This is a genomic window from Burkholderia sp. AW49-1, from assembly GCF_053427845.1.
The window spans coordinates 22632-41025 of sequence record NZ_JBSAXF010000022.1 but is presented as its reverse complement, the minus strand read 5'-3'; the positions used below and the strand labels follow the sequence as shown (position 1 = coordinate 41025).

Below are 18394 nucleotides of genomic sequence, written 5' to 3'. Positions count from 1 at the left end.
AAAATCCCGCCATCGCGAACCCGGCGCATCGTGCGCCGCCCGAAACGGAAAGCCAAGCCATGCCGTACCAGTCCGACGTCACGCAATTCCTGAACCAGCTCAAGCAACAAAAGCCGACGCTCGAAGAAGAGCAGCGCAAGGGCCGTTCGCTGCTGTGGGACAAGCAGCCGATCGACCTCGACGAGCGCGCCGAGCAGCAGGAATCGCGCGTGAAGCAAACGTCCTACGTCTACTACCAGAACTTCTGACGACGTGAGCGCCGCCGACGAGGCCAGCGCCGCCCGGCAGGACGACGCGATCGCCGCTCCCGCGGGCGCCGATTCGACGCCCGACACGGTCGACGGTGTCGCGGCGTTCGCACGTCTGTACGGCGAGCCGCTCTTCAAGCTGCCGCAGGATCTCTACATCCCGCCCGATGCGCTCGAGGTGTTCCTCGAGACGTTCGAAGGCCCGCTCGACCTGCTGCTGTACCTGATCCGCAAGCAGAACTTCAACGTGCTCGACATCCCGATGGCGCAGGTCACCGCGCAATATCTGGGCTACGTCGACCAGATCCGCACGTCGAATCTCGAGCTTGCGGCCGAATACCTGCTGATGGCCGCGATGCTGATCGAGATCAAATCGCGGATGCTGCTGCCGGTCAAGAAGGCCGATACCGGCGAGGAAGCCGAGGATCCACGCGCGGAACTCGTGCGCCGCTTGCTCGAATACGAGCAGATGAAGCTCGCCGCGCAACGCCTCGACCAGTTGCCGCAACTCGGCCGCGACTTCCTGCGCGCCGAGGTCTACATCGAGCAGAGCATCACGCCGCGCTTCCCGGACGTCGATTCGGACGACCTGCGCGCCGCGTGGGCCGACGTGCTCAAGCGCGCGAAGCTCGTCCAGCACCACAAGATCTCCCGCGAGGAGCTGTCGGTGCGCGAACACATGAGCCTGATCCTGCGACGGCTGCAGAACGCACGCTTCATGGAGTTCGCCGACCTGTTCGACACGTCGCGCGGCGTGCCGGTCGTCGTCGTGAACTTCATCGCGATGCTCGAACTCGCGCGCGAATCGCTGGTCGAGATCACGCAGGCCGAACCGTTCGCGCCGATCTACGTGCGCCTCGCGTACCTGCCCGCGTAACGCGCGCCGCCGCGCCCGCGTCCCCCCCCACACACCGAAACACACCGCATCCCGCCGCCGGGCCTAGCCGCGCGGCTCGCTCGCGGTGCGCCCGAATAAAAAGTGAACGATCGTACTTTTTTCGATGCGTCCGGCGGCCAAATCCTCTACAATCCGCCGACGCCCGATGCGCCGCCCGCGCGCCGGCGTTCTCCGCTTCGACCCCGACGCCGCTGTTGCGGCGCCAACGCGCGCCTGCGCGAGGAACCCGCTACCCGATCATGAAAGTCATCAGCTCGATCCAGGAACTGCGCGACCAGTTGCGCGGCCAGAACCGCACGGCGTTCGTGCCGACGATGGGCAACCTGCACGAAGGTCACCTGTCGTTGATGCGCCTCGCGCGCCAGCACGGCGACCCGGTCGTGGCGAGCATCTTCGTCAACCGGCTGCAGTTCGGCCCGAACGAGGATTTCGACAAATATCCGCGCACGCTCCAGGACGACATCGAGAAGCTGCAGAAGGAAAACGTCTACGTGCTGTTCGCGCCGACCGAGCGCGACATGTATCCGGAGCCGCAGGAGTACCGCGTGCTGCCGCCCGACGATCTCGGCGGGATCCTCGAGGGCGAGTTCCGCCCGGGCTTCTTCACCGGTGTGTGCACGGTCGTCGCGAAGCTGATGTCCTGCGTGCAGCCGCGCGTCGCGGTGTTCGGCAAGAAGGATTACCAGCAGTTGATGATCGTGCGCCGGATGTGCCAGCAGCTCGCGCTGCCGGTCGAGATCATCGCGGCCGAGACCGTGCGCGACGCGGACGGCCTCGCGCTGTCGTCGCGCAACCGCTACCTGACGACCGACGAGCGCAAGGAAGCGCCCGAACTCGCGAAGACGCTGCAGCGCGTGCGCGACGGCGTGCTCGGCGGCGAACACGACCTCGGCAAGCTCGAGCAGACCGCGCGCACGCACCTGGCCGAGCGCGGCTGGGCGCCCGACTACATCTCGATCCGCCGCCGCGCGAACCTGATCGCGCCGAGCGCCGCCGAACTCGAAGCCGGCGAGCCGCTCGTCGTGCTCGCGGCCGCGAAGCTCGGCGCGACGCGCCTGATCGACAACCTGGAAATCTGACGGGCCGCCCGCCCTCGCCTCTCACGCATCACGGAGATACCATGCAGCGCCATATGCTCAAATCGAAGATCCACCGCGCGGCCGTCACGCACTGCGAGCTGCATTACGAAGGCTCGTGCGCGATCGACGAAGACCTGCTCGAAGCGGCCGGCCTCATCGAGAACGAACGCATCGACATCTGGAACATCAACAACGGCGAGCGCTTCTCGACGTACGCGATCAAGGGCGAGCGCGGCAGCGGGATGATTTCGCTGAACGGCTCGGCCGCGCGCCGCGCGCAACTCGGCGACCTCGTGATCATCGCGGCGTTCGCGATGGTCGATGAAGCCGAGCTGCAGGCCGGCTGGAAGCCGAAGCTCGTGTTCATCGACGAAGGCAACAAGATCAAGGGCCACCGCGATCACGTGCCGACGCAGAACTGGACCTGATTCAAGCGGCGGCCGGCGCGTTGCGACGCGCCGGGTCGCTGCCGCGGCGCTCCGGACGCCGTGACGGCCGGTGCCGCGTAGTCGGCTATGCAGGAAGGGCCTGATCCGTTACGACGCCGGATCGGGCCCTTCTTCCTTTACCCTGGTGTATCGACCTCGCCGCCGTCCGGCCCTCGAGGATCAAGACGCCTTGGCGACCTTCTCCGCTTTCGGCGCGCGACGCTCGGCCCATTCGACGATCGGCCGCCACTGTTCGAGATCCTTCTCGACGCGGCTTTTCGCGACGTCCCACAGCGTCAGGCCGTGCGCGGCGATCTGCACGTAGTTCTGCGTGTCGCGCACGTAGCCGAGCACCGGCAGCCCGAGACCTTCGACGAAACGGTGCAACTGGTCGGACGAGCGCGTGCGCGCATCGACCCGCATCCCGACGATTCCGACCTCGACGCTGCCCTTGCGCACGGCCTTCTCGCCGGCGAGACGCTCGAGAAACTGCTGGGTCGCGAGAATATCGAACATCGACGGCTGCAGCGGCACGATCACCTTGTCGGCGAGCTGCAGCGCGACGTTGAGCCGGGTGCCGTGCAGGCCGGCCGGCGTGTCGATCACCGCATATTCGAGGCCGCGCGGCGGCTTCGACGGCGCGTCCGGATCGAGATCCCACGCCTCGATCGCCGGCAGGCCGGCGGGCCGCAGGTCGAGCCACGCATGCGCGGACTGCTGCCGGTCCAGATCGGCGAGCGCGACCCACGCGCCCTGCGCCGCGAAATAGCCGGCAAGATTGGTGGACAGCGTGCTTTTCCCCACGCCGCCCTTCGGATTCGCCACCACGATGACCGTCATGAATTCCCCCGAAAAAGCCATGCGGCGCCTGCCGCCTGGCAAGCGCCGCTCGATTGCGGATACAGGGAGCGATGATATCGGCAAACGGGGTGTCACCGGAACGGGTTGCGCCGACGCCCGCCCCCTTTTATGCGGTTCGCGTCGCGGCACGCGGTGCGCCGAACGCGAACGCGCCGCCGCCCAGCAGCGCCTGCACGGCCAGCGTGACGGCCCAGAACGCCGGATATTCCCAACCGCCGTTCGGCGACGCGAAGCTCCAGCCGTTGGGCAGATGCGCGGACACCGCGCCGAGCATGAACGGCAGCAGCACCAGCGCGGCAATCCGCACGCGGAAGCCCGCGAGCAGCGCAAGGCCGCCGGCCAGCTCGACGAACGTCGTCACATACGCGAGCCAGCCCGGCAGGCCGATCGACGCGAAGAACTGCGCGGTGCCGGGCAGCGTGAAGACGAACACCTTCTGCGCGACGTGCGCGAGGTACAGCACGCCGAGTGCGACGCGCAGCAGCGTCGCGCCGAGATCGTTGAGGCGATTGGGGTTCATGGCGAATTCCTTCATGAGTGGATGAGAATGGATCGCACTCTATTCGAATCAATTCGGCCAATAAACGCGCGATATGGCTTTAACTGATTCCCGACGGGAATGAATCGGGTCATGAAAAAGGGCATGACCGCTCATGCCCCGCTGCCCGTACGGGCTACGAACGAACCTCAGCCGCCGCTTTTGCCTTGCGCGGCGTCACCCGAACCGGCCGGGCCGCCGCCCGGCGCGTACGAGTCACACGCATGCGCCACCGCCGACGCGCCCAGCAGCGCCGCGAACAGCACGCCCAACCACCATCGAGCCTTCATCGTCGCGCTCCTTCGGGCGGACCTCCGCCCATCCGAGTTGTACGCGATCCGTCGCAAAATGCCAGGCCGGGCACGCCCTGCGTCAGCGAAACTCGGCGTACAACGCGCGCAGGTCCAGATGCTCGGCGAACGAATCGGCCAGCCGCTCCAGCGACGCCTCGCGCAGCGCCGGGTAGTCGATGCGCTCCGCGCCGTCGAGCCCCGCCCACGCGAGGAGTGCCGCGCACGCGTCGGGTGCGTCGAACAGCCCGTGCACGTAGGTCGCGAGGATCTGGCCGTCGGCCGACCGTGCGCCGTCCGGGCGCACGCCGCCCGCTGCGTCGCCCGCCGCCAGTTCCAGCGCGGGCGTCGCGAGCGCGGGCCCGCGCGTGTCGCCCATGTGGATCTCGTAGCCGTGCACGGTGGCCGCGCCGGGCAGCGCGAGATGCCCGGCCACGTTCTTCAACGTCTTGTCCGGCTGCAGCGTCGTGTCGAAATCGAGCAGCCCGAGCCCCGGCACGCTGCCGGGCGCGCCTTCCAGGCCGAGCGGATCGTCCAGCGTGCGGCCGAGCATCTGCATCCCGCCGCAGATGCCGATCACCTTGCCGCCATAGCGCAGGTGGCGGCGAATCACCGTGTCCCAGCCCGTGTCGCGCAACCACGCGAGATCGCGCTGCACGCTCTTCGAACCGGGCAGGATCAGCAAGTCGGCATCCGGCACCGGGCCGCTCTTCCAGTACGTGAACTCGACCTGCGGATGCGCGCGCAGCGGATCGAAATCGGTATGGTTGCTGATCCGCGGCAGCGCGGGCACCACCACGCGCAACACGCCGGCGTCGCCGCGCAAGGCGGCGCTGCGCGCCTGCGACGGCAGCATGTCCTCGGCATCGAGCGTCAACCCGTGGAGGTACGGCAGCACGCCGAACACCGGCTTGCCCGTCTGCGCGCGCAGCCAGTCGAGGCCCGGTTCGAGCAGCTTGATGTCGCCGCGAAAGCGGTTGATCACGAAGCCACGCACGCGCGCGCGCTCGCTGTCCGACAGGCACGCGAGCGTGCCGACCAGATGCGCGAACACGCCGCCGCGATCGATGTCGGCCACCAGTACGACAGGGCAGTCGACGCGTTCGGCGAAGCCCATGTTCGCGATGTCGCCTTCGCGCAGGTTGATCTCGGCCGGGCTGCCCGCGCCTTCGACGAGCACTGTGTCGTAGCCGGCACGCAGCCGCGCGTACGACTCGAGCACCGCGTCGAACGCGACCGGCTTGTAGTCGTGGTACGCACGCGCATCGAGGTTCATGCGCGCCTTGCCGTGGATGATCACCTGCGCGCCGCGATCGCTCGTCGGCTTCAGCAGCACCGGGTTGAAATCGGTATGCGGCGCGACACCCGCGGCGAGCGCCTGCAACGCCTGCGCGCGGCCGATCTCGCCGCCATCGGCCGTCACCGCGCTGTTCAGCGCCATGTTCTGCGGCTTGAACGGCGCGACGCGCGCGCCCGCGCGACGCGCAAGGCGGCACAGGCCCGCGACGAGCGTGCTCTTGCCCGCGTCGGACGTCGTGCCCTGGATCATCAACGTGCCGCGCGGCTGCGGTTCGGGTGCATTCATCGTATGCAAGTCGTGGTGAAGCAAAGGCCGCATTATCGCCCGCGCCGCCTCGCGTGCGCCGTTACAATCACGCGATGATTCCGCACGACCTCACCTTCGTCCTCGGCGGCGCGCGCTCGGGCAAGAGCGCGCACGCCGAGCGGCTCGCCGCCGACAGCGGCCGCCCCGTCACCTATATCGCGACCGCGGCCGCGACGGCCGCCGATGCCGAATTCGAACGGCGCATCGCGCATCACCGCGCGCGCCGGCCGGCCGACTGGGGCTTCGCCGACGCGCCCGTCGACCTCGCCGGCACGCTCGCGCGGCTCGACGATCCGCACGCGTGCCTGCTCGTCGACTGCCTGACGCTGTGGCTCACGAACCTGCTGTGCCCGCTCGACGGCGAACCGCTCGACGACGCGCAGTATGCGGCACAGGTCGAGCGGCTCGAACACGCGTTGCGCGGTGCGCGCGCGAAGGTGATCGTCGTCAGCAACGAAATCGGGCTCGGTGTCGTGCCGCTCGGGTCGGTCACGCGCCGCTACGTCGACGAACTCGGGCGCCTGAACCAGCGCATCGCTGCGCTCGCGACGCGCGTGACGCTGCTGGTCGCCGGGCTGCCGCTCGAACTCAAGGCCGGAGCGCCGTCATGCTGATGCTGTCGCTGCCCGTCGTCGCGATGCTCGCGGTCGCCGCCGCGATCGTCGATCGCATCGTCGGCGAACCGGCCGGCTGGCATCCGCTCGTCGCGTTCGGCCGGCTCGCCGCGCTCATCGAAGGCGCGCTGAACACGGGCCGGCGCGGCCGCATGGTCGGCGTCGCCGCCTGGCTCGCGGCGGTGGTGCCGCCGGTGGCCGTCGCCACGTGGCTCGCGGCCGTGCTGCCCTGGCCGCTCGCGGCCGCGCTGCACGTCGCGCTGCTGTGGTTCGCGCTCGGCGCGAAAAGCCTCGCCGACCATGTCGCACCGATCGCCGCCGCGCTGCTGCGGCACGACCTCGGCGCCGCGCGCGCGCTGACCGCACGCATCGTATCGCGCGACACGAGTGAAGCCGACGAAGGCGCGCTGTCGCGCGCGGCCGTCGAATCGGCGCTCGAAAACGGCAACGACGCGATCTTCGGCGCGCTCTTCTGGTTCGTCGTCGCGGGCGGCCCCGGCGCGCTGCTGTTCCGGCTCGCGAACACGCTCGACGCGATGTGGGGCTACCGCACGCCGCGCTTCCTGACGTTCGGCTGGGCCGCCGCGCGCCTCGACGACGCGCTCAACTGGATTCCCGCGCGCCTCACCGCCGCGAGCTACGCGCTGCTCGGCGACACGGCCGCCGCGTGGCGCTGCTGGCGCACGCAGGCGCGCCACTGGGACAGCCCGAATGCAGGCCCCGTGATGGCCGCGGGCGCCGGCAGCCTGAACGTGCAGCTTGGCGGCCCGGCCGTCTATCACGGCGAAATCGAAGACCGTCCCGCGCTCGGCACAGGCGCGCCGGCGACGGCCGTGCACGTCGTCGCCGCGCTGTCGCTCGTCACGCGCGCGCTCACGCTGTGGCTCGCACTGCTCGTCGCGAGCGGCGCACTCATCCTCGCTACCCATCATGTCTGACGCACGCATCCCGCACGGCGGCAACCTGCACGAAGCCGCGCACCGCCACGGCATTCCATACGACGCCTGGCTCGACCTGTCGACCGGCATCAACCCGGTCGGCTATCCGGTGCCGCCGGTCCCGGCCGACGCATGGCGCCGGCTGCCCGACGACGGCGATACGCTCGCCGCATGCGCGGCCGGCTACTACGGCGCCCCCGATGCCGCGCACGTGCTGCCGGTCGCCGGCAGCCAGGCTGCGATCCGCGCGCTGCCCGCGCTGCTGCCGACCGGCGACGCCGGTGTCGCCGCGCTCGCGTACGGCGAGTATGCCCCCGCGTTCGCGCGCCACGGCCATCGCGTCGTCGCGCTCGACATCGGTGCGGACGTGTTGCCCGCATCGCTGCGTCACGTCATCGTCGGGAATCCGAATAATCCGACGGCCGAATTCGTTCCAGCCGAACGGCTGCTCGGCTGGCATGCGCAACTGTCGGCACGCGGCGGCACGCTGATCGTCGACGAAGCGTTCGCGGATACGGGCGCCACGCCATCGCTCGCGCAGTTCACCGATCGTCCGGGCCTCGTCGTGCTGCGCTCGGTCGGCAAGTTCTTCGGGCTCGCCGGCATTCGAGCCGGCTTCGTGCTCGCTCGCCCCGAGTTGGCCGCCGCGCTGCGCGACCTGCTCGGCGCGTGGACCGTCAGCGGCCCCGCGCGTCACGCGGTCGCCGCCGCGTTTGCCGACCACGCGTGGCAGGCCGCCACCCGCGCGCGACTCGCGGCCGACGGCGAGCGCCTCGCCGCGCTGCTGCGCACGCACGGCTTCGCGGTACACGCGACGCCGCTGTTCAGCTGGACCGACGACCCGCGCGCCGCCGCGCTGCACGCGGCGCTCGCCGCACACGGGATCTGGACGCGATACTTTGCACGACCGTCGAGCATGCGCGTCGGCCTGCCGGGCAACGAAGCCGAATGGCAGCGCATCGCCGATGCCCTCTCGCAGTGCGTCCCGACGCTGTCACTGGCATCCGCATGACCGCCTGCCTGCTCCGCCGGCTGCCGGCCCTCGCGTCGCTGATCGCGCTCGCGCACGCGCCCTTCGCTCACGCCGACGTGACGACCCGCGACGATGCCGGCAATACCGTCACGCTGCCCGCACCGGCGCAACGCGTGATCAGCCTTGCGCCGCACGCGACCGAGCTGGTCTACGCGGCCGGCGGCGGGGCGAAACTGGTCGGCACGGTCACGTACAGCGACTACCCGCCCGCCGCGCAGGCCGTGCCACGTGTCGGCGACAACAAGGCGCTCGACCTCGAACGAATCGCCGCGCTGAAGCCCGACCTGATCGTCGTCTGGCGACACGGCAACGCCGAGCGGCAAACCGATGCGCTGCGTGCGCTGCACATTCCGCTGTTCTTCAGTGAACCGAAACATCTCGACGACGTGGCCACGTCGCTGCGCCGGCTCGGCACGCTGCTCGGCACCGAGCCGGTCGCCGACGCGGCCGCGGCATCGTTCTCGCGCGACATCGCGGCGCTGCGCGCGCGTTACGCGGCACGCCCGCCCGTCACGATGTTCTTCCAGGTATGGGACCGCCCGTTGACGACGCTCAACGGCGCGCATCTGTTCAACGAAGTCATCTCGCTGTGCGGCGGCCGCAACGTGTTCGCGGCGCTGAAACCACTCGCGCCGACCGTCACCGACGAAGCCGTGCTCGCGGCGAATCCGGAAGCGATCGTGACGACGAGTGCCGGCGCGACACGTTCGGACGCACCGCTGCCGAGCCTCGCGCGCTGGCGTGCATGGCCCGCGCTGACGGCCGTAGCGCGCAACAACCTGTTCGCGATCGACGGCGATCTGCTGACCCGGCCATCGCCGCGGATCGCGCAAGGCGCGGCCGCATTGTGCGAGGATCTCGACGCCGCGCGGGCGCGGCGGCCGGCGCGCTGATTTCGGGCTTCGATGCCCTTCCGCACGTCAGACGAGCAAGCGGTCGCCTATGCGTCCCAGTGGACGACGTCCCATGTGCGGTCGGCATCCTCGGACCGCAACCAGACGACGCCGCCCGTCGGCACCGGTCGCGACAGCAGTGTATCGAGCGGCACGCGCAACGCATGCGACGCGAATGCGCGAATCACGCCTGCGTGCGTGAGCGCCCATTGCGGCGCATCGGTCCGCGCGACCGCGACAGCGTCCGCGATCCGTGCGACACGCGCGGCGAACCGTGCGACGCTTTCGCCGCCATGCGCGCACGCATGCATCAGGTCGGCCGCCCACGCATCGAGCGCAGCGCGGTCGATATCGTCCCAGCGCCGCAGCTCCCACGCGCCGAAGTCCATTTCCTGCCAGCCCGCGTCACGCCGCAGCGGCACGTCGAACGCCTGCGCAAGCCGCGCGGCGACCGACGCGCAACGCGTCAGCGGGCTCGTCCAGACCTGCCCGGGCAACGGCGCCCCGAGCGCCGCCAGACGCTCACGCACTTCCCGCGCCCCCGCCTCGGCCGACGCGGCGAGCGGCACGTCGCTGCGTCCGTAGCAAACGCCCGGTTCGACATCGACGGCCGGATGGCGAATCAGGACGAGATCCATCCGAGCACCACGAGATAGATCGCCAGTTCGCTCAACTGCTGCGCGAAGCCGAGGCAGTCGCCCGTATAACCGCCGATCCGCTTCACGAAATAGCGGGCCGCCCATGCGCGCACGAGCACGAGCGCGACGAGCGCCGCGAGGCCCGCGCGCCAGTCCGGCCAGAACAGCCACGGCAGCCCGAATGCGGCCGCGATCCAGGCCGCGCGTGCGCCCATGCGTTGCGCGACCGGCTTCGCCTTGCCTTCCGGCCGGACATAGTCGAGCGACATCAGCAGGCTCACGGCCCCCGCGCGGCTCGCCGCATGCGCGGCGATCATCGTCCACGCGGCGCGCAGCGGCGGCATGGCCGCGAGCGCCTGCCATTTCAGGCCGAGCGCGATCACGAGCGCGACCGCGCCGAACGTGCCGATTCGCGAATCGTGCATGATGCGCAGCACGTCGTCTCGCGCGTAGCCGCCGCCGAACGCATCGCAACTGTCGGCCAGGCCGTCCTCGTGGAACGCGCCGGTCGCGAGCAACGTCGCGGCCATCGACAGGCCGACCGCGATCGGCGCGGGCAACACGCGCAGTGCCGCGAGATAGACGAGCGCGCCCCACGCGCCGACGCACGCGCCGACCAGCGGGAAGTAACGTGCGGCCTGGTCGAGATCGCCGGCGGCGTAGCCGATCGCGCGCGGCACCGGCACGCGCGTGAAATAGCCGAGCGCGACGAAGAAATAGCGCAGTTCGGCGCGTACACCGCTCGCGTGTTCAGGCGTCACGATTGTCGACGCCCGCGGATTCGAAACTCGCCATCTCGGTGAGGAACGCGACCGCCGCGCGCACCAGCGGCAGCGCGAGTGCGGCGCCCGTACCTTCGCCGAGGCGCAGGTCGAGCGCGAGCAGCGGCTTCGCGCCGAAATGCTCGAGCATGCGCCGGTGCCCGGCCTCGTGCGACGCATGCGAGAACACGCAGTAGTCGCGCACGCCGGGCGCGATGCGCTCGGCGACCAGCAGCGCGGCAGTGGCGATGAAGCCGTCGACGAGGATCGTCATCCGCTCGCTCGCGGCCGCGAGATACGCGCCCGTCATCATCGCGATCTCGAAACCGCCGAACGTCGCGAGCACATCGAGCGGCGCGATCGCATGCGAATGCCGGACGAGCGCGCGGCCGAGCACCGCGCGCTTGTGCGCGAGCCCCTGGTCGTCGAGGCCCGTGCCGCGCCCGACGCACGCGTCGATCGGCACGTCGAGCAGTCGGCTCATCAGGCACGCGGCCGACGACGTGTTCGCGATCCCCATTTCGCCGAAGCCGATCACGTTCGTGCCGAGCGAGGCGTGCAGGCGCACGCGCGCCGCACCGGCGGCGAGCGCCGTCTGCACCTCGTCGGGCGCCATCGCCGGTTCGGCCGCGAAGTTGCGCGTGCCGCGCGCGACGGGCAGCGACACGAGCCGGTCGGACACCGGCAGCGTCGACGCGACGCCCGCATCGACGATCTCGAGCACGCTCTGCGCGACGCCCGAGAACGCATTGATCGCCGCGCCGCCGGCCAGGAAGTTCGCGACCATCTGCGCGGTGACCGCCTGCGGATACGGGCTCACGCCCTCGGCCGCGATCCCGTGGTCGCCCGCGAACACGATCGTCACCGGACGCTGTACGTGCGGCTTCTCGGTGCGCTGGATCAGGCCGACCTGCAGCGCGAGCGCCTCGAGCTGGCCGAGACTGCCGGGCGGCTTGGTCTTGTGATCGATCACATGCTGCAGGCGCTTGCGCAGCGTCTCGTCGAGCGGTGCGATCGCGGGCGGGAAGTCTGTCGGGTTCGTCATCGGAAGGTTGCCTCGTTGGCGCGGCCGGTGCCGCGCATCGAAAGAAGGAAGTTCATCGTCGCTCGGGCCACGCGGGCAGCAGCGCGTCGCGGCCGTTCTCGCGGATCAGCACGAGCGGATAGCCGAACGCGTCGCTCGCGCGTGCCGGCGTCAGCACGTCGCGCACTGGGCCCGCCCACGCATGGCCGCGGCCGTCGAGCAACAGCGCGTGCGTCGCGTAACGCCGCGCGAGATTCAGGTCGTGGCACGAGAACAGCACCGTGCGCGGGCCCGCGTCGAGCCATGCGCTCAGCGCGGTCAGGCCATCGATCTGGTGATGCAGGTCGAGATGGGCGAGCGGTTCGTCGAGCAGCATCAGCGGCGCGTCCTGGCACAGCGTCGCGGCCAGCGCGACGCGCTGTCGCTCGCCGCCCGACAGCGACAGCACGTCGCGCGACGCGAGTGCGGTCAGCTCGAACGTCGCGAGCGCGTCCCGTGCGGCCGCGCGGTCGCCGTCGCGCTCCCAGCCCCAGCCGCCGAGATACGGAAAGCGGTTGAGCAGCACCGTGTCGAATACCGTCGCGCTGAACGCGTCGTGCAATTGCTGCGGCATCAGTGCGCGGCGCCGTGCGAGCTGTTCGGGCGGCCATGCGGCGAGCGGCCGGCCGTCGATCTCGACGTGGCCGCCGGCCGGTCGCTGCAGGCCCGCGAGCGTCGCGAGCAGCGTCGTCTTGCCCGCGCCGTTCGGCCCCGCGATGCACCAGATCTCGCCGGGACGGAACGCCTGCGTGAAGCCGTCGAGCAGCGTCCGTTCGCCGGCCGTCAGCGTGAGATCGATCGCCGCATAGGTCATTTCGCCGGCAGTGTGCGGTGCGGCGTGCGTCATCGCATCGGTCTCCTCAGCAACATCCACAGGAACACCGGCACGCCGATCAACGCGGTCATCACGCCGACCGGCAACTGCGCGGGCGCGATCGCAGTGCGCGCGAGCAGGTCGGCGGCCATCACGCCGCCGCCGCCCGCGAGCATCGCGGCCGGCAGCAGCATGCGCTGGTCGTTGCCGAATGCGAGCCGCAGCGCGTGCGGCACGACGAGGCCGACGAAACCGATCGTGCCGGCCGTCGTCACTGCGGCCGCGGCGGCCAGCGACGCGACGAGGTAGATCCGCACGCGAACGCGCGCGACCGGCACGCCGAGCGCGAGTGCGGTCGCGTCGCCGCGCAGCAGCACGTTGAGCTGCGGCGCGGCCGGCAGCGCGACGCATGCGGCCACCAGCAGCGCGCCCCATGCAAACCACGGCGCCGTCACGCCGTTCAGGTCGCCCGTCAGCCAGAAGATGATGCCGCGCAGGCGCGCATCGGGCGCGAGCGACAGCAGCAGCGTGACGAGCGCGCCCCACCCGGCCGCGATCACGACGCCCGTGAGGAGCAGCCGCGGCGACGCGTCGCGCGAGTCGCCGCGCCACAGCTCGCGGCGAGCAAGGCCGAGCACGAGCGCGACCGACACCAGCGCGCCGGCGAACGCGGATGCATCGACGAGCCACCACGCGCCGCCCGCGATCATCGCGACGAGCGCGAAGCCGGCCGCGCCGCCGGACACCCCGAGCACATACGGCTCCGCGAGCGGATTGCGCAGCAGCACCTGCAGCAACGCACCGGCCAGCGCAAGCAGCGCGCCGCACGCGAACCCCGCGAGCGCACGAGGCAGCCGCAACGTGCGCACGATGTCGGCGAACAGTGCGTCGCCGCCGTGCGGCACGAGCGACGCGAGCGCCTGCCACGGCGACATCGGCACACTGCCGATCGACAGCGAAGCGATGAACAGCAACGCGACCACGGCCGCGAGCGCGGCCCAGATCGCGGCGGCACGCGCGGCGCTCATGCGCCGCACGGCGTCGCGCACGACGCACGATGCTTCCGCTGACCGTCGTTACCGGCCGTGCACGGAACCGATGTCGCGCTCCGGCGTGTTGCAGGTGTACGCAAGCTCGTCATCCTCGTCGAACAGGTTATTGATGCATGCACGGGCGAGCCGCGAACCAGTGATGTCGTCGCGCGCGCGGCTCGGATGCCATACACGTGTGCGGAAAGGCGAGCGATGCTCGGTCGGTGGCGCACAATGGCGCACGCCACGTACGGTACCCTGATTCCCGCATTTCGCCGATCGCGTCCCGCAAGCGGGCGAACGGCCGAGCATCGGTCGCACCGGCGTGACACGACTACGATCCATCGACCCGCACCTGCGTGCGGCCGACATTCTGCGCAATATAGTGGACGCCGCCACATCGGGTCGATCGGCATCGCGGTTGCGTCGCCGTCAGGCATGATCGGCGCGGCGACCGCGACTTCCGGCGGCAACGGTGCGTCGGCGCGCGGCGCGACGGGTCCCTGCGCCGCAATGCCCTGCGTCGTCGATCCGGGCGAACCAGCCGCCACCGGAGGGAGCACGACGGCGCGATGCGGCACGCCGCGGCGTGCGTCGGAGGCCGTGCGTACGATTGGGGTCAGCATCGAAGACAAGTCCCGTGAAGCACTGCGCGCCCCGCTTCCCCGCAGGCCGCGCGTCATGAAGCCGTGCGGGCTCCTCGCCTCGGCCGGTATCCGGGCTGGCGGCGTACCGGCTCGCCTTCCCGCGCGTATCACGCGCAGTGGCCCGCGCCCGCGTGCGACCTGCACGCGAAACGCGCCCGAGCCGGCCTGCGTCGTCCGACGCGGCCGCTTACCGTTGCGGGGGCAGCGCAGGTTGGCGATCTCCATGCGGAGCGCGCGCCCTGCTTCCCGTTTAACCGCGCGACGCACGCGCGAGCACCGAGGCGGCGCCAGTTTAGGAGCGGGTCGCGCGAGCGTCAAGAAAGCGGCCGAACGTATGCCGGGAGCGCACGGCGAACGCGCCGGGACCGCGTATTCGCGGCAAGAAGCCGGGGTGTTACGACTGGAAACGTTACAGATGTCGGAATGCGCGTTATTCCGCGCTAAAATGCTGGGTCTTTAGAGGACGCAGCAAATGCTCAACGAACTCGAAACCTTATCTCAAAATATTGGCCGTCTGATCTCGCTGAACAAGCGCTATCACTCGGAACGGCTCGCGCTCGAGGAGCAAGTCGCGCAAATGCGCGCGGAAGCGGACACGGTCCGCGCGGAACTCGCGCAACTGCGCGACGAACGCAATGCGCTCGCGGCCGAGCGCGACACGCTGTCGGCAAAGATCGACGACGCTCAGGTCAAACTGAATGCGATTCTCGAAAAACTGCCGCGCACGAAGAGCGCGGAACAAGCCGACAATCAGCTCGACCTGCTGGATGCGCAGGCGCGCACGGATGGCGACGACGCGGCCAGCCACGGAGAACACGCATGAGCACCAAGCAGATCGAAGTCTCGATTCTCGGTCAGCCCTATCGGCTCGCCTGTTCGGCCGAGACCGAAGCGGCGCTGCTCGAGGCCGTCGCACGCGTCGACGCCGAAATGTCGAAGATCCGCGCGAACAGTTCGGTGCGCGGCACCGACCGTATCGCGGTGATGGCGGCATTGTCGCTCGCATCCGAATTGCTGCGACTGCAAACGAGCGTGCGTCACGGTGAAGCATTTCCGGCGGAAGAAATCCGTCGTACAATGCACCAGATGAACGAACAGCTCGGCGCGGTGCTCGCACAGCACGAGACGCAGTAACGTTTGATCGATGTGTCGATTCCCCTTGATCTCGGCGATCAACGGTGGTCAAATTGGCGCAACGAAACACAGTTCAGTCAGCTTCCCTGCCTGGTTCGCCAAGGTCATATATTCCTTGAACCAATGCCATGTGCACGGTTGCGGAAATTTGTAGCACGGGCGCGCGCGTCACTCAGTCTGATGTACCCGAAGTGCTGCTAACTGCGACCAATTCTGAACCTCAGGTTCAGGATGCCGGCCTAGCGGCCAAGGCGGGGGCCTATCCAACGGCATCGGGGAATCCCGATGCCGTTTCCTTTTGTAGCAGCCCTTTCTGCGTCGATCACGATCCATGCAATACTGGCTGATGAAGTCCGAACCGGACGAAGCAAGCATCGACGATCTCGCGCACGCGCCGCAGCACTCGCTGCCGTGGACCGGTGTGCGCAACTATCAGGCGCGCAATTTCATGCGCGACACGATGAAGATCGGCGACGGCGTGCTGTTCTATCACTCGAGCTGCCCCGAGCCGGGCATCGCGGGCCTCGCCGAAGTCTCGTCGACGCCCTACCCCGACCCCACCCAGTTCGATCCGAAAAGCCCGTATTACGATCCGAAGTCGACGCAGGAATCACCGCGCTGGCTGCTCGTCGACGTGCGCTTCGTGAAGAAGTCGCCGCTCGTGCCGCTCGCCGCGCTACGCGAGCATGACGAACTCGCCGACATGCGCGTGCTCGCACGCGGCAACCGGCTGTCGATCACACCCGTCACGCGCGCCGAGTGGCGCTTCATCACCGAAAAGCTGATGAAGTAGGCGCACGCAGTCGGCACACGCATCGGCCCGCGCAACAGACACACGCCAAAGGTCAAATCCGGTCAATACGTGCCGCCGCCACGGAACTCGCGGCGCGTTCGTGCAGCCTAAGCAACCGCTGTCGCCCGATCGGGACGACGGCCGTTTTTTCGTCGCGCGGTACGCCCGCGTCGCGCACGCGTGATCCGCATGCGCGCCCTCGCACAAGGAGTCCAACAATGACCAAGAAATCCGCACTCGCGCTGTCGCTCGCCCTCGCCGCCGCCGTGCCCGTCGCACTGACGCTCGCGTCGCCGGCCGCGCACGCGCAAACCGCGAACCCGCACTTTCCGGAACCGGCGGGCGTGCTGTCGCTGTCGTCGCAGGCCAGCGCCGACGTGCCACAGGACATCATCCACATCACGCTGTTCTACGAACAGCAGGCGAAGGACCCGGGCAGCCTGACGTCCGCGCTCAACCAGCGCGCCGACGCGGCGCTCGCGCAGGCGAAGGGCGTAGCGGGCGTCACTGCGCACACCGGCGCGTTCTCCGTGTATCCGAGCACCGATCGCGACGGCAAGATCTCCGCATGGCGCGGCCGTACCGAAGTCGTGCTCGAATCGCGCGATTTCGCGGCGGCGTCGAAACTCGCGGGCCAGTTGTCGAACCAGATGCAAGTCGCGAACGTCGAGTTCTCGCTGTCGCCCGAAGCACAGCGCGCGGCCGAGCAGAAGCTCACGACCGAAGCGATCAAGTCGTTCCGCGCGCGCGCGGACGAAGCCGCGAAGGCTTTCGGTTACAACAGCTACTCGATCCGTGACGTGAACGTCGGCGGCAGCCGCAACGTGCAGCCGTACCCGCGCATGATGGCGATGGCCGCGGCACCGATGGACAGCGCGAAGATGAGCGCGCCGATCGCGGTCGAAGGCGGCAAGGCGACCGTGTCGGTCACGGTCAACGGCTCGGTGCAGATGAAGTAACGCACGTCCCGCAACGCGCGGCAGATGTGAAAACGCCGGCCTTCGGGCCGGCGTTTTTCGTTCGGGATCCTGCGATCGATGCGCACGCCGATCGTACGCATCCGCATCGCATCACGCGTCATGCGTCACACAGCTCGCGCATGACGCGACCGCATGACGCATGCAACATCACGCCGCGACGCTCGCCGCGCGGCGACGATACGCCCACACCAGCAGCGCGATGCCCGCGAGAATCATCGGCAACGACAGCCACTGCCCCATCGACAGCCCGAGGGCGAGCAGGCCGAGGAAGTCGTCCGGTTCCCGCGCGAATTCGACCGTGAAGCGTGCGAGCCCGTAGCCGATCAGGAACAGCGCGGATATCGCGCCCATCGGCCGCGGCTTGCGCGAGAAGAAGAACAGCACGAAGAACAGCGCAATGCCTTCGAGCGCGATCTCGTAGAGCTGCGAAGGATGGCGCGGCAGCATCTGGTACTGCATGAACACGTCGGCCAGATGCCACTGCTCGACGAGCGCCGGATGCTTCGGCAGCCATGCCGCGTCGTCGCGCATCGCGCCCGGAAACAACATCGCCCATGGCGCGTTCGGATCGGTCACGCGGCCCCACAGCTCGCCGTTGATGAAGTTGCCGAGCCGCCCGGCCGCGAGACCCGTCGGCACCATCGGCGCGACGAAATCGGTGACCTGCAGCCAGTGGCGCTTGCGCTGCCACGCAAACAGCGCCATCGCGAGCGTCACGCCGAGGAAGCCGCCGTGGAACGACATCCCGCCTTCCCATACCTTGAACACGTCGAGCGGATGCGAGAAGTAGAAGTCGGCCTTGTAGAACAGCACGTAGCCGAGCCGGCCGCCGAGCACGGTGCCGAGCACGCCGTAGAACATCATGTCGTCGATGTCCTTGGCGGTCCAGCCCTGCGCCGCGACGTGCGGCAGCTTCAGACGGATCCGGCCGACGACGATCGCCGCGATGAAGCCGACGAGATACATGAGGCCGTACCAGCGCACGGCCAGCGGCCCGAGATGGATCGCTACGGGGTCGAAATTCGGGTGAATGATCATGGGTTAGCGATGAAGTTTTCGAATGCGGTACGGCGCTCGCACAGGCGCCGCACCGCGCATTGGACGGCG

The 18394-nt window shown here is 69.2% G+C and carries 22 protein-coding genes, 1 other RNA gene and 1 riboswitch; of the genes, 13 read left to right on the top strand and 10 right to left on the bottom strand.

All coding sequences use genetic code 11. The features are described from left to right. Window positions 1–59 precede the first annotated feature (59 nt). The 4 genes from ACV22W_RS25885 to panD all read left to right on the top strand — a co-directional run bounded on the left by ACV22W_RS25885 (window position 60) and on the right by panD (window position 2653). Window positions 60–248, top strand: a complete 189-nt coding sequence (locus ACV22W_RS25885; RefSeq protein WP_044849219.1) for a DUF3460 family protein — start codon at window positions 60–62, stop codon at window positions 246–248. Between the two features lie 4 nt (window positions 249–252). Then, complete coding sequence (locus tag ACV22W_RS25880) at window positions 253–1125, top strand: segregation and condensation protein A (protein ID WP_059527573.1); 873 nt, start codon at window positions 253–255, stop codon at window positions 1123–1125. Between the two features lie 260 nt (window positions 1126–1385). Beyond that, entirely contained in the window at window positions 1386–2225 is an 840-nt protein-coding gene (gene panC, locus ACV22W_RS25875; RefSeq protein WP_448022425.1) for a pantoate--beta-alanine ligase, read from the top strand. 41 nt (window positions 2226–2266) lie between these two features. After that, window positions 2267–2653, top strand: a complete 387-nt coding sequence (panD, locus tag ACV22W_RS25870) for an aspartate 1-decarboxylase (RefSeq protein WP_006484038.1) — start codon at window positions 2267–2269, stop codon at window positions 2651–2653. Window positions 2654–2833: 180 nt separating this feature from the next. On the opposite strand, the gene ACV22W_RS25865 is transcribed toward panD, so the two are convergent. The 4 genes from ACV22W_RS25865 to ACV22W_RS25850 form a co-directional block, all read right to left on the bottom strand. Beyond that, window positions 2834–3493 (bottom strand): ParA family protein, encoded by a 660-nt coding sequence (locus ACV22W_RS25865; protein ID WP_448022424.1) that lies wholly within the window; start codon window positions 3491–3493, stop codon window positions 2834–2836. A gap of 127 nt (window positions 3494–3620) precedes the next feature. Further along, window positions 3621–4034, bottom strand: a complete 414-nt coding sequence (locus tag ACV22W_RS25860) for a DoxX family protein (RefSeq protein WP_448022423.1) — start codon at window positions 4032–4034, stop codon at window positions 3621–3623. 167 nt (window positions 4035–4201) lie between these two features. After that, complete coding sequence (locus tag ACV22W_RS25855) at window positions 4202–4342, bottom strand: hypothetical protein (protein ID WP_448022422.1); 141 nt, start codon at window positions 4340–4342, stop codon at window positions 4202–4204. 82 nt (window positions 4343–4424) lie between these two features. After that, the gene (locus tag ACV22W_RS25850; protein WP_448022421.1) at window positions 4425–5927 is read right to left on the bottom strand and encodes a cobyric acid synthase; all 1503 of its coding nucleotides are present in this window, start codon (window positions 5925–5927) and stop codon (window positions 4425–4427) included. 74 nt (window positions 5928–6001) lie between these two features. Here ACV22W_RS25850 and cobU point away from each other — a divergent pair, with 74 nt between their 5' ends. From cobU to ACV22W_RS25830, 4 genes are read left to right on the top strand one after another with little or no spacing between them, the layout of a single operon-like run. Beyond that, entirely contained in the window at window positions 6002–6562 is a 561-nt protein-coding gene (gene cobU / locus ACV22W_RS25845; RefSeq protein WP_448022420.1) for a bifunctional adenosylcobinamide kinase/adenosylcobinamide-phosphate guanylyltransferase, read from the top strand. Beyond that, window positions 6556–7500: an adenosylcobinamide-phosphate synthase CbiB gene (cbiB, locus tag ACV22W_RS25840; RefSeq protein ID WP_448022419.1), complete on the top strand. Its 945-nt coding sequence runs from the start codon at window positions 6556–6558 to the stop codon at window positions 7498–7500. The genes cobU and cbiB overlap by 7 nt, the downstream gene beginning before the upstream one ends. Next, window positions 7493–8512 (top strand): threonine-phosphate decarboxylase CobD, encoded by a 1020-nt coding sequence (gene cobD, locus ACV22W_RS25835; RefSeq protein WP_448022418.1) that lies wholly within the window; start codon window positions 7493–7495, stop codon window positions 8510–8512. Before cbiB ends, cobD begins: the two co-directional genes overlap by 8 nt. Beyond that, window positions 8509–9426 (top strand): cobalamin-binding protein, encoded by a 918-nt coding sequence (locus ACV22W_RS25830; protein WP_448022417.1) that lies wholly within the window; start codon window positions 8509–8511, stop codon window positions 9424–9426. Before cobD ends, ACV22W_RS25830 begins: the two co-directional genes overlap by 4 nt. A gap of 47 nt (window positions 9427–9473) precedes the next feature. Here ACV22W_RS25830 and cobC read toward each other — a convergent pair whose 3' ends face one another. The 5 genes from cobC to ACV22W_RS25805 are packed head-to-tail and all read right to left on the bottom strand — an operon-like array spanning window position 9474 to window position 13730. Continuing rightward, entirely contained in the window at window positions 9474–10064 is a 591-nt protein-coding gene (gene cobC, locus ACV22W_RS25825) for an alpha-ribazole phosphatase (protein ID WP_448022416.1), read from the bottom strand. Then, a complete protein-coding gene (locus ACV22W_RS25820; protein ID WP_448022415.1) occupies window positions 10049–10825 on the bottom strand; it encodes an adenosylcobinamide-GDP ribazoletransferase in 777 nt (258 codons plus the stop codon). The genes cobC and ACV22W_RS25820 overlap by 16 nt, the downstream gene beginning before the upstream one ends. Then, window positions 10815–11870 (bottom strand): nicotinate-nucleotide--dimethylbenzimidazole phosphoribosyltransferase, encoded by a 1056-nt coding sequence (cobT, locus tag ACV22W_RS25815; protein WP_448022414.1) that lies wholly within the window; start codon window positions 11868–11870, stop codon window positions 10815–10817. The genes ACV22W_RS25820 and cobT overlap by 11 nt, the downstream gene beginning before the upstream one ends. Before the next feature lie 52 nt (window positions 11871–11922). Then, window positions 11923–12735, bottom strand: coding sequence for an ABC transporter ATP-binding protein (locus ACV22W_RS25810; RefSeq protein ID WP_448022413.1), 813 nt, complete (start codon window positions 12733–12735; stop codon window positions 11923–11925). Beyond that, complete coding sequence (locus ACV22W_RS25805; protein ID WP_448022412.1) at window positions 12732–13730, bottom strand: FecCD family ABC transporter permease; 999 nt, start codon at window positions 13728–13730, stop codon at window positions 12732–12734. The genes ACV22W_RS25810 and ACV22W_RS25805 overlap by 4 nt, the downstream gene beginning before the upstream one ends. Before the next feature lie 693 nt (window positions 13731–14423). Next, window positions 14424–14676: riboswitch (cobalamin riboswitch) on the bottom strand. Window positions 14677–14852: 176 nt separating this feature from the next. Here ACV22W_RS25805 and ACV22W_RS25800 point away from each other — a divergent pair. From ACV22W_RS25800 to ACV22W_RS25780, 5 genes are all read left to right on the top strand, one after another. Then, on the top strand, window positions 14853–15203 hold the full coding sequence (locus ACV22W_RS25800) for a hypothetical protein (protein WP_059527607.1): 351 nt from the start codon (window positions 14853–14855) through the stop codon (window positions 15201–15203). Continuing rightward, complete coding sequence (locus ACV22W_RS25795; protein WP_011885730.1) at window positions 15200–15514, top strand: cell division protein ZapA; 315 nt, start codon at window positions 15200–15202, stop codon at window positions 15512–15514. Before ACV22W_RS25800 ends, ACV22W_RS25795 begins: the two co-directional genes overlap by 4 nt. 80 nt (window positions 15515–15594) lie before the next feature. Then, a non-coding RNA gene (gene ssrS / locus ACV22W_RS25790) (6S RNA) lies at window positions 15595–15776 on the top strand. A gap of 69 nt (window positions 15777–15845) precedes the next feature. Continuing rightward, the gene (locus ACV22W_RS25785; RefSeq protein WP_059527611.1) at window positions 15846–16307 is read left to right on the top strand and encodes an EVE domain-containing protein; all 462 of its coding nucleotides are present in this window, start codon (window positions 15846–15848) and stop codon (window positions 16305–16307) included. Window positions 16308–16525: 218 nt separating this feature from the next. Beyond that, on the top strand, window positions 16526–17266 hold the full coding sequence (locus ACV22W_RS25780) for an SIMPL domain-containing protein (protein ID WP_448022411.1): 741 nt from the start codon (window positions 16526–16528) through the stop codon (window positions 17264–17266). A gap of 168 nt (window positions 17267–17434) precedes the next feature. Here the strand turns inward: ACV22W_RS25780 and lgt are convergent, their stop codons facing one another. Then, window positions 17435–18325, bottom strand: coding sequence for a prolipoprotein diacylglyceryl transferase (lgt, locus tag ACV22W_RS25775; protein ID WP_059527617.1), 891 nt, complete (start codon window positions 18323–18325; stop codon window positions 17435–17437). Window positions 18326–18394: the final 69 nt, after the last annotated feature.

Coding starts and splice junctions, on each gene's coding strand:
- ACV22W_RS25885 (WP_044849219.1), top strand. CDS start 60: ATGCCGTACCAGTCCGACGTCACGCAATTCCTGAACCAGCTCAAGCAA.
- panC (WP_448022425.1), top strand. CDS start 1,386: ATGAAAGTCATCAGCTCGATCCAGGAACTGCGCGACCAGTTGCGCGGC.
- panD (WP_006484038.1), top strand. CDS start 2,267: ATGCAGCGCCATATGCTCAAATCGAAGATCCACCGCGCGGCCGTCACG.
- ACV22W_RS25865 (WP_448022424.1), bottom strand. CDS start 3,493: ATGACGGTCATCGTGGTGGCGAATCCGAAGGGCGGCGTGGGGAAAAGC.
- ACV22W_RS25860 (WP_448022423.1), bottom strand. CDS start 4,034: ATGAACCCCAATCGCCTCAACGATCTCGGCGCGACGCTGCTGCGCGTC.
- ACV22W_RS25855 (WP_448022422.1), bottom strand. CDS start 4,342: ATGAAGGCTCGATGGTGGTTGGGCGTGCTGTTCGCGGCGCTGCTGGGC.
- ACV22W_RS25850 (WP_448022421.1), bottom strand. CDS start 5,927: ATGAATGCACCCGAACCGCAGCCGCGCGGCACGTTGATGATCCAGGGC.
- cobU (WP_448022420.1), top strand. CDS start 6,002: ATGATTCCGCACGACCTCACCTTCGTCCTCGGCGGCGCGCGCTCGGGC.
- cbiB (WP_448022419.1), top strand. CDS start 6,556: ATGCTGATGCTGTCGCTGCCCGTCGTCGCGATGCTCGCGGTCGCCGCC.
- cobD (WP_448022418.1), top strand. CDS start 7,493: ATGTCTGACGCACGCATCCCGCACGGCGGCAACCTGCACGAAGCCGCG.
- ACV22W_RS25830 (WP_448022417.1), top strand. CDS start 8,509: ATGACCGCCTGCCTGCTCCGCCGGCTGCCGGCCCTCGCGTCGCTGATC.
- cobC (WP_448022416.1), bottom strand. CDS start 10,064: ATGGATCTCGTCCTGATTCGCCATCCGGCCGTCGATGTCGAACCGGGC.
- cobT (WP_448022414.1), bottom strand. CDS start 11,870: ATGACGAACCCGACAGACTTCCCGCCCGCGATCGCACCGCTCGACGAG.
- ACV22W_RS25810 (WP_448022413.1), bottom strand. CDS start 12,735: ATGACGCACGCCGCACCGCACACTGCCGGCGAAATGACCTATGCGGCG.
- ACV22W_RS25805 (WP_448022412.1), bottom strand. CDS start 13,730: ATGAGCGCCGCGCGTGCCGCCGCGATCTGGGCCGCGCTCGCGGCCGTG.
- ACV22W_RS25800 (WP_059527607.1), top strand. CDS start 14,853: ATGCTCAACGAACTCGAAACCTTATCTCAAAATATTGGCCGTCTGATC.
- ACV22W_RS25795 (WP_011885730.1), top strand. CDS start 15,200: ATGAGCACCAAGCAGATCGAAGTCTCGATTCTCGGTCAGCCCTATCGG.
- ACV22W_RS25785 (WP_059527611.1), top strand. CDS start 15,846: ATGCAATACTGGCTGATGAAGTCCGAACCGGACGAAGCAAGCATCGAC.
- ACV22W_RS25780 (WP_448022411.1), top strand. CDS start 16,526: ATGACCAAGAAATCCGCACTCGCGCTGTCGCTCGCCCTCGCCGCCGCC.
- lgt (WP_059527617.1), bottom strand. CDS start 18,325: ATGATCATTCACCCGAATTTCGACCCCGTAGCGATCCATCTCGGGCCG.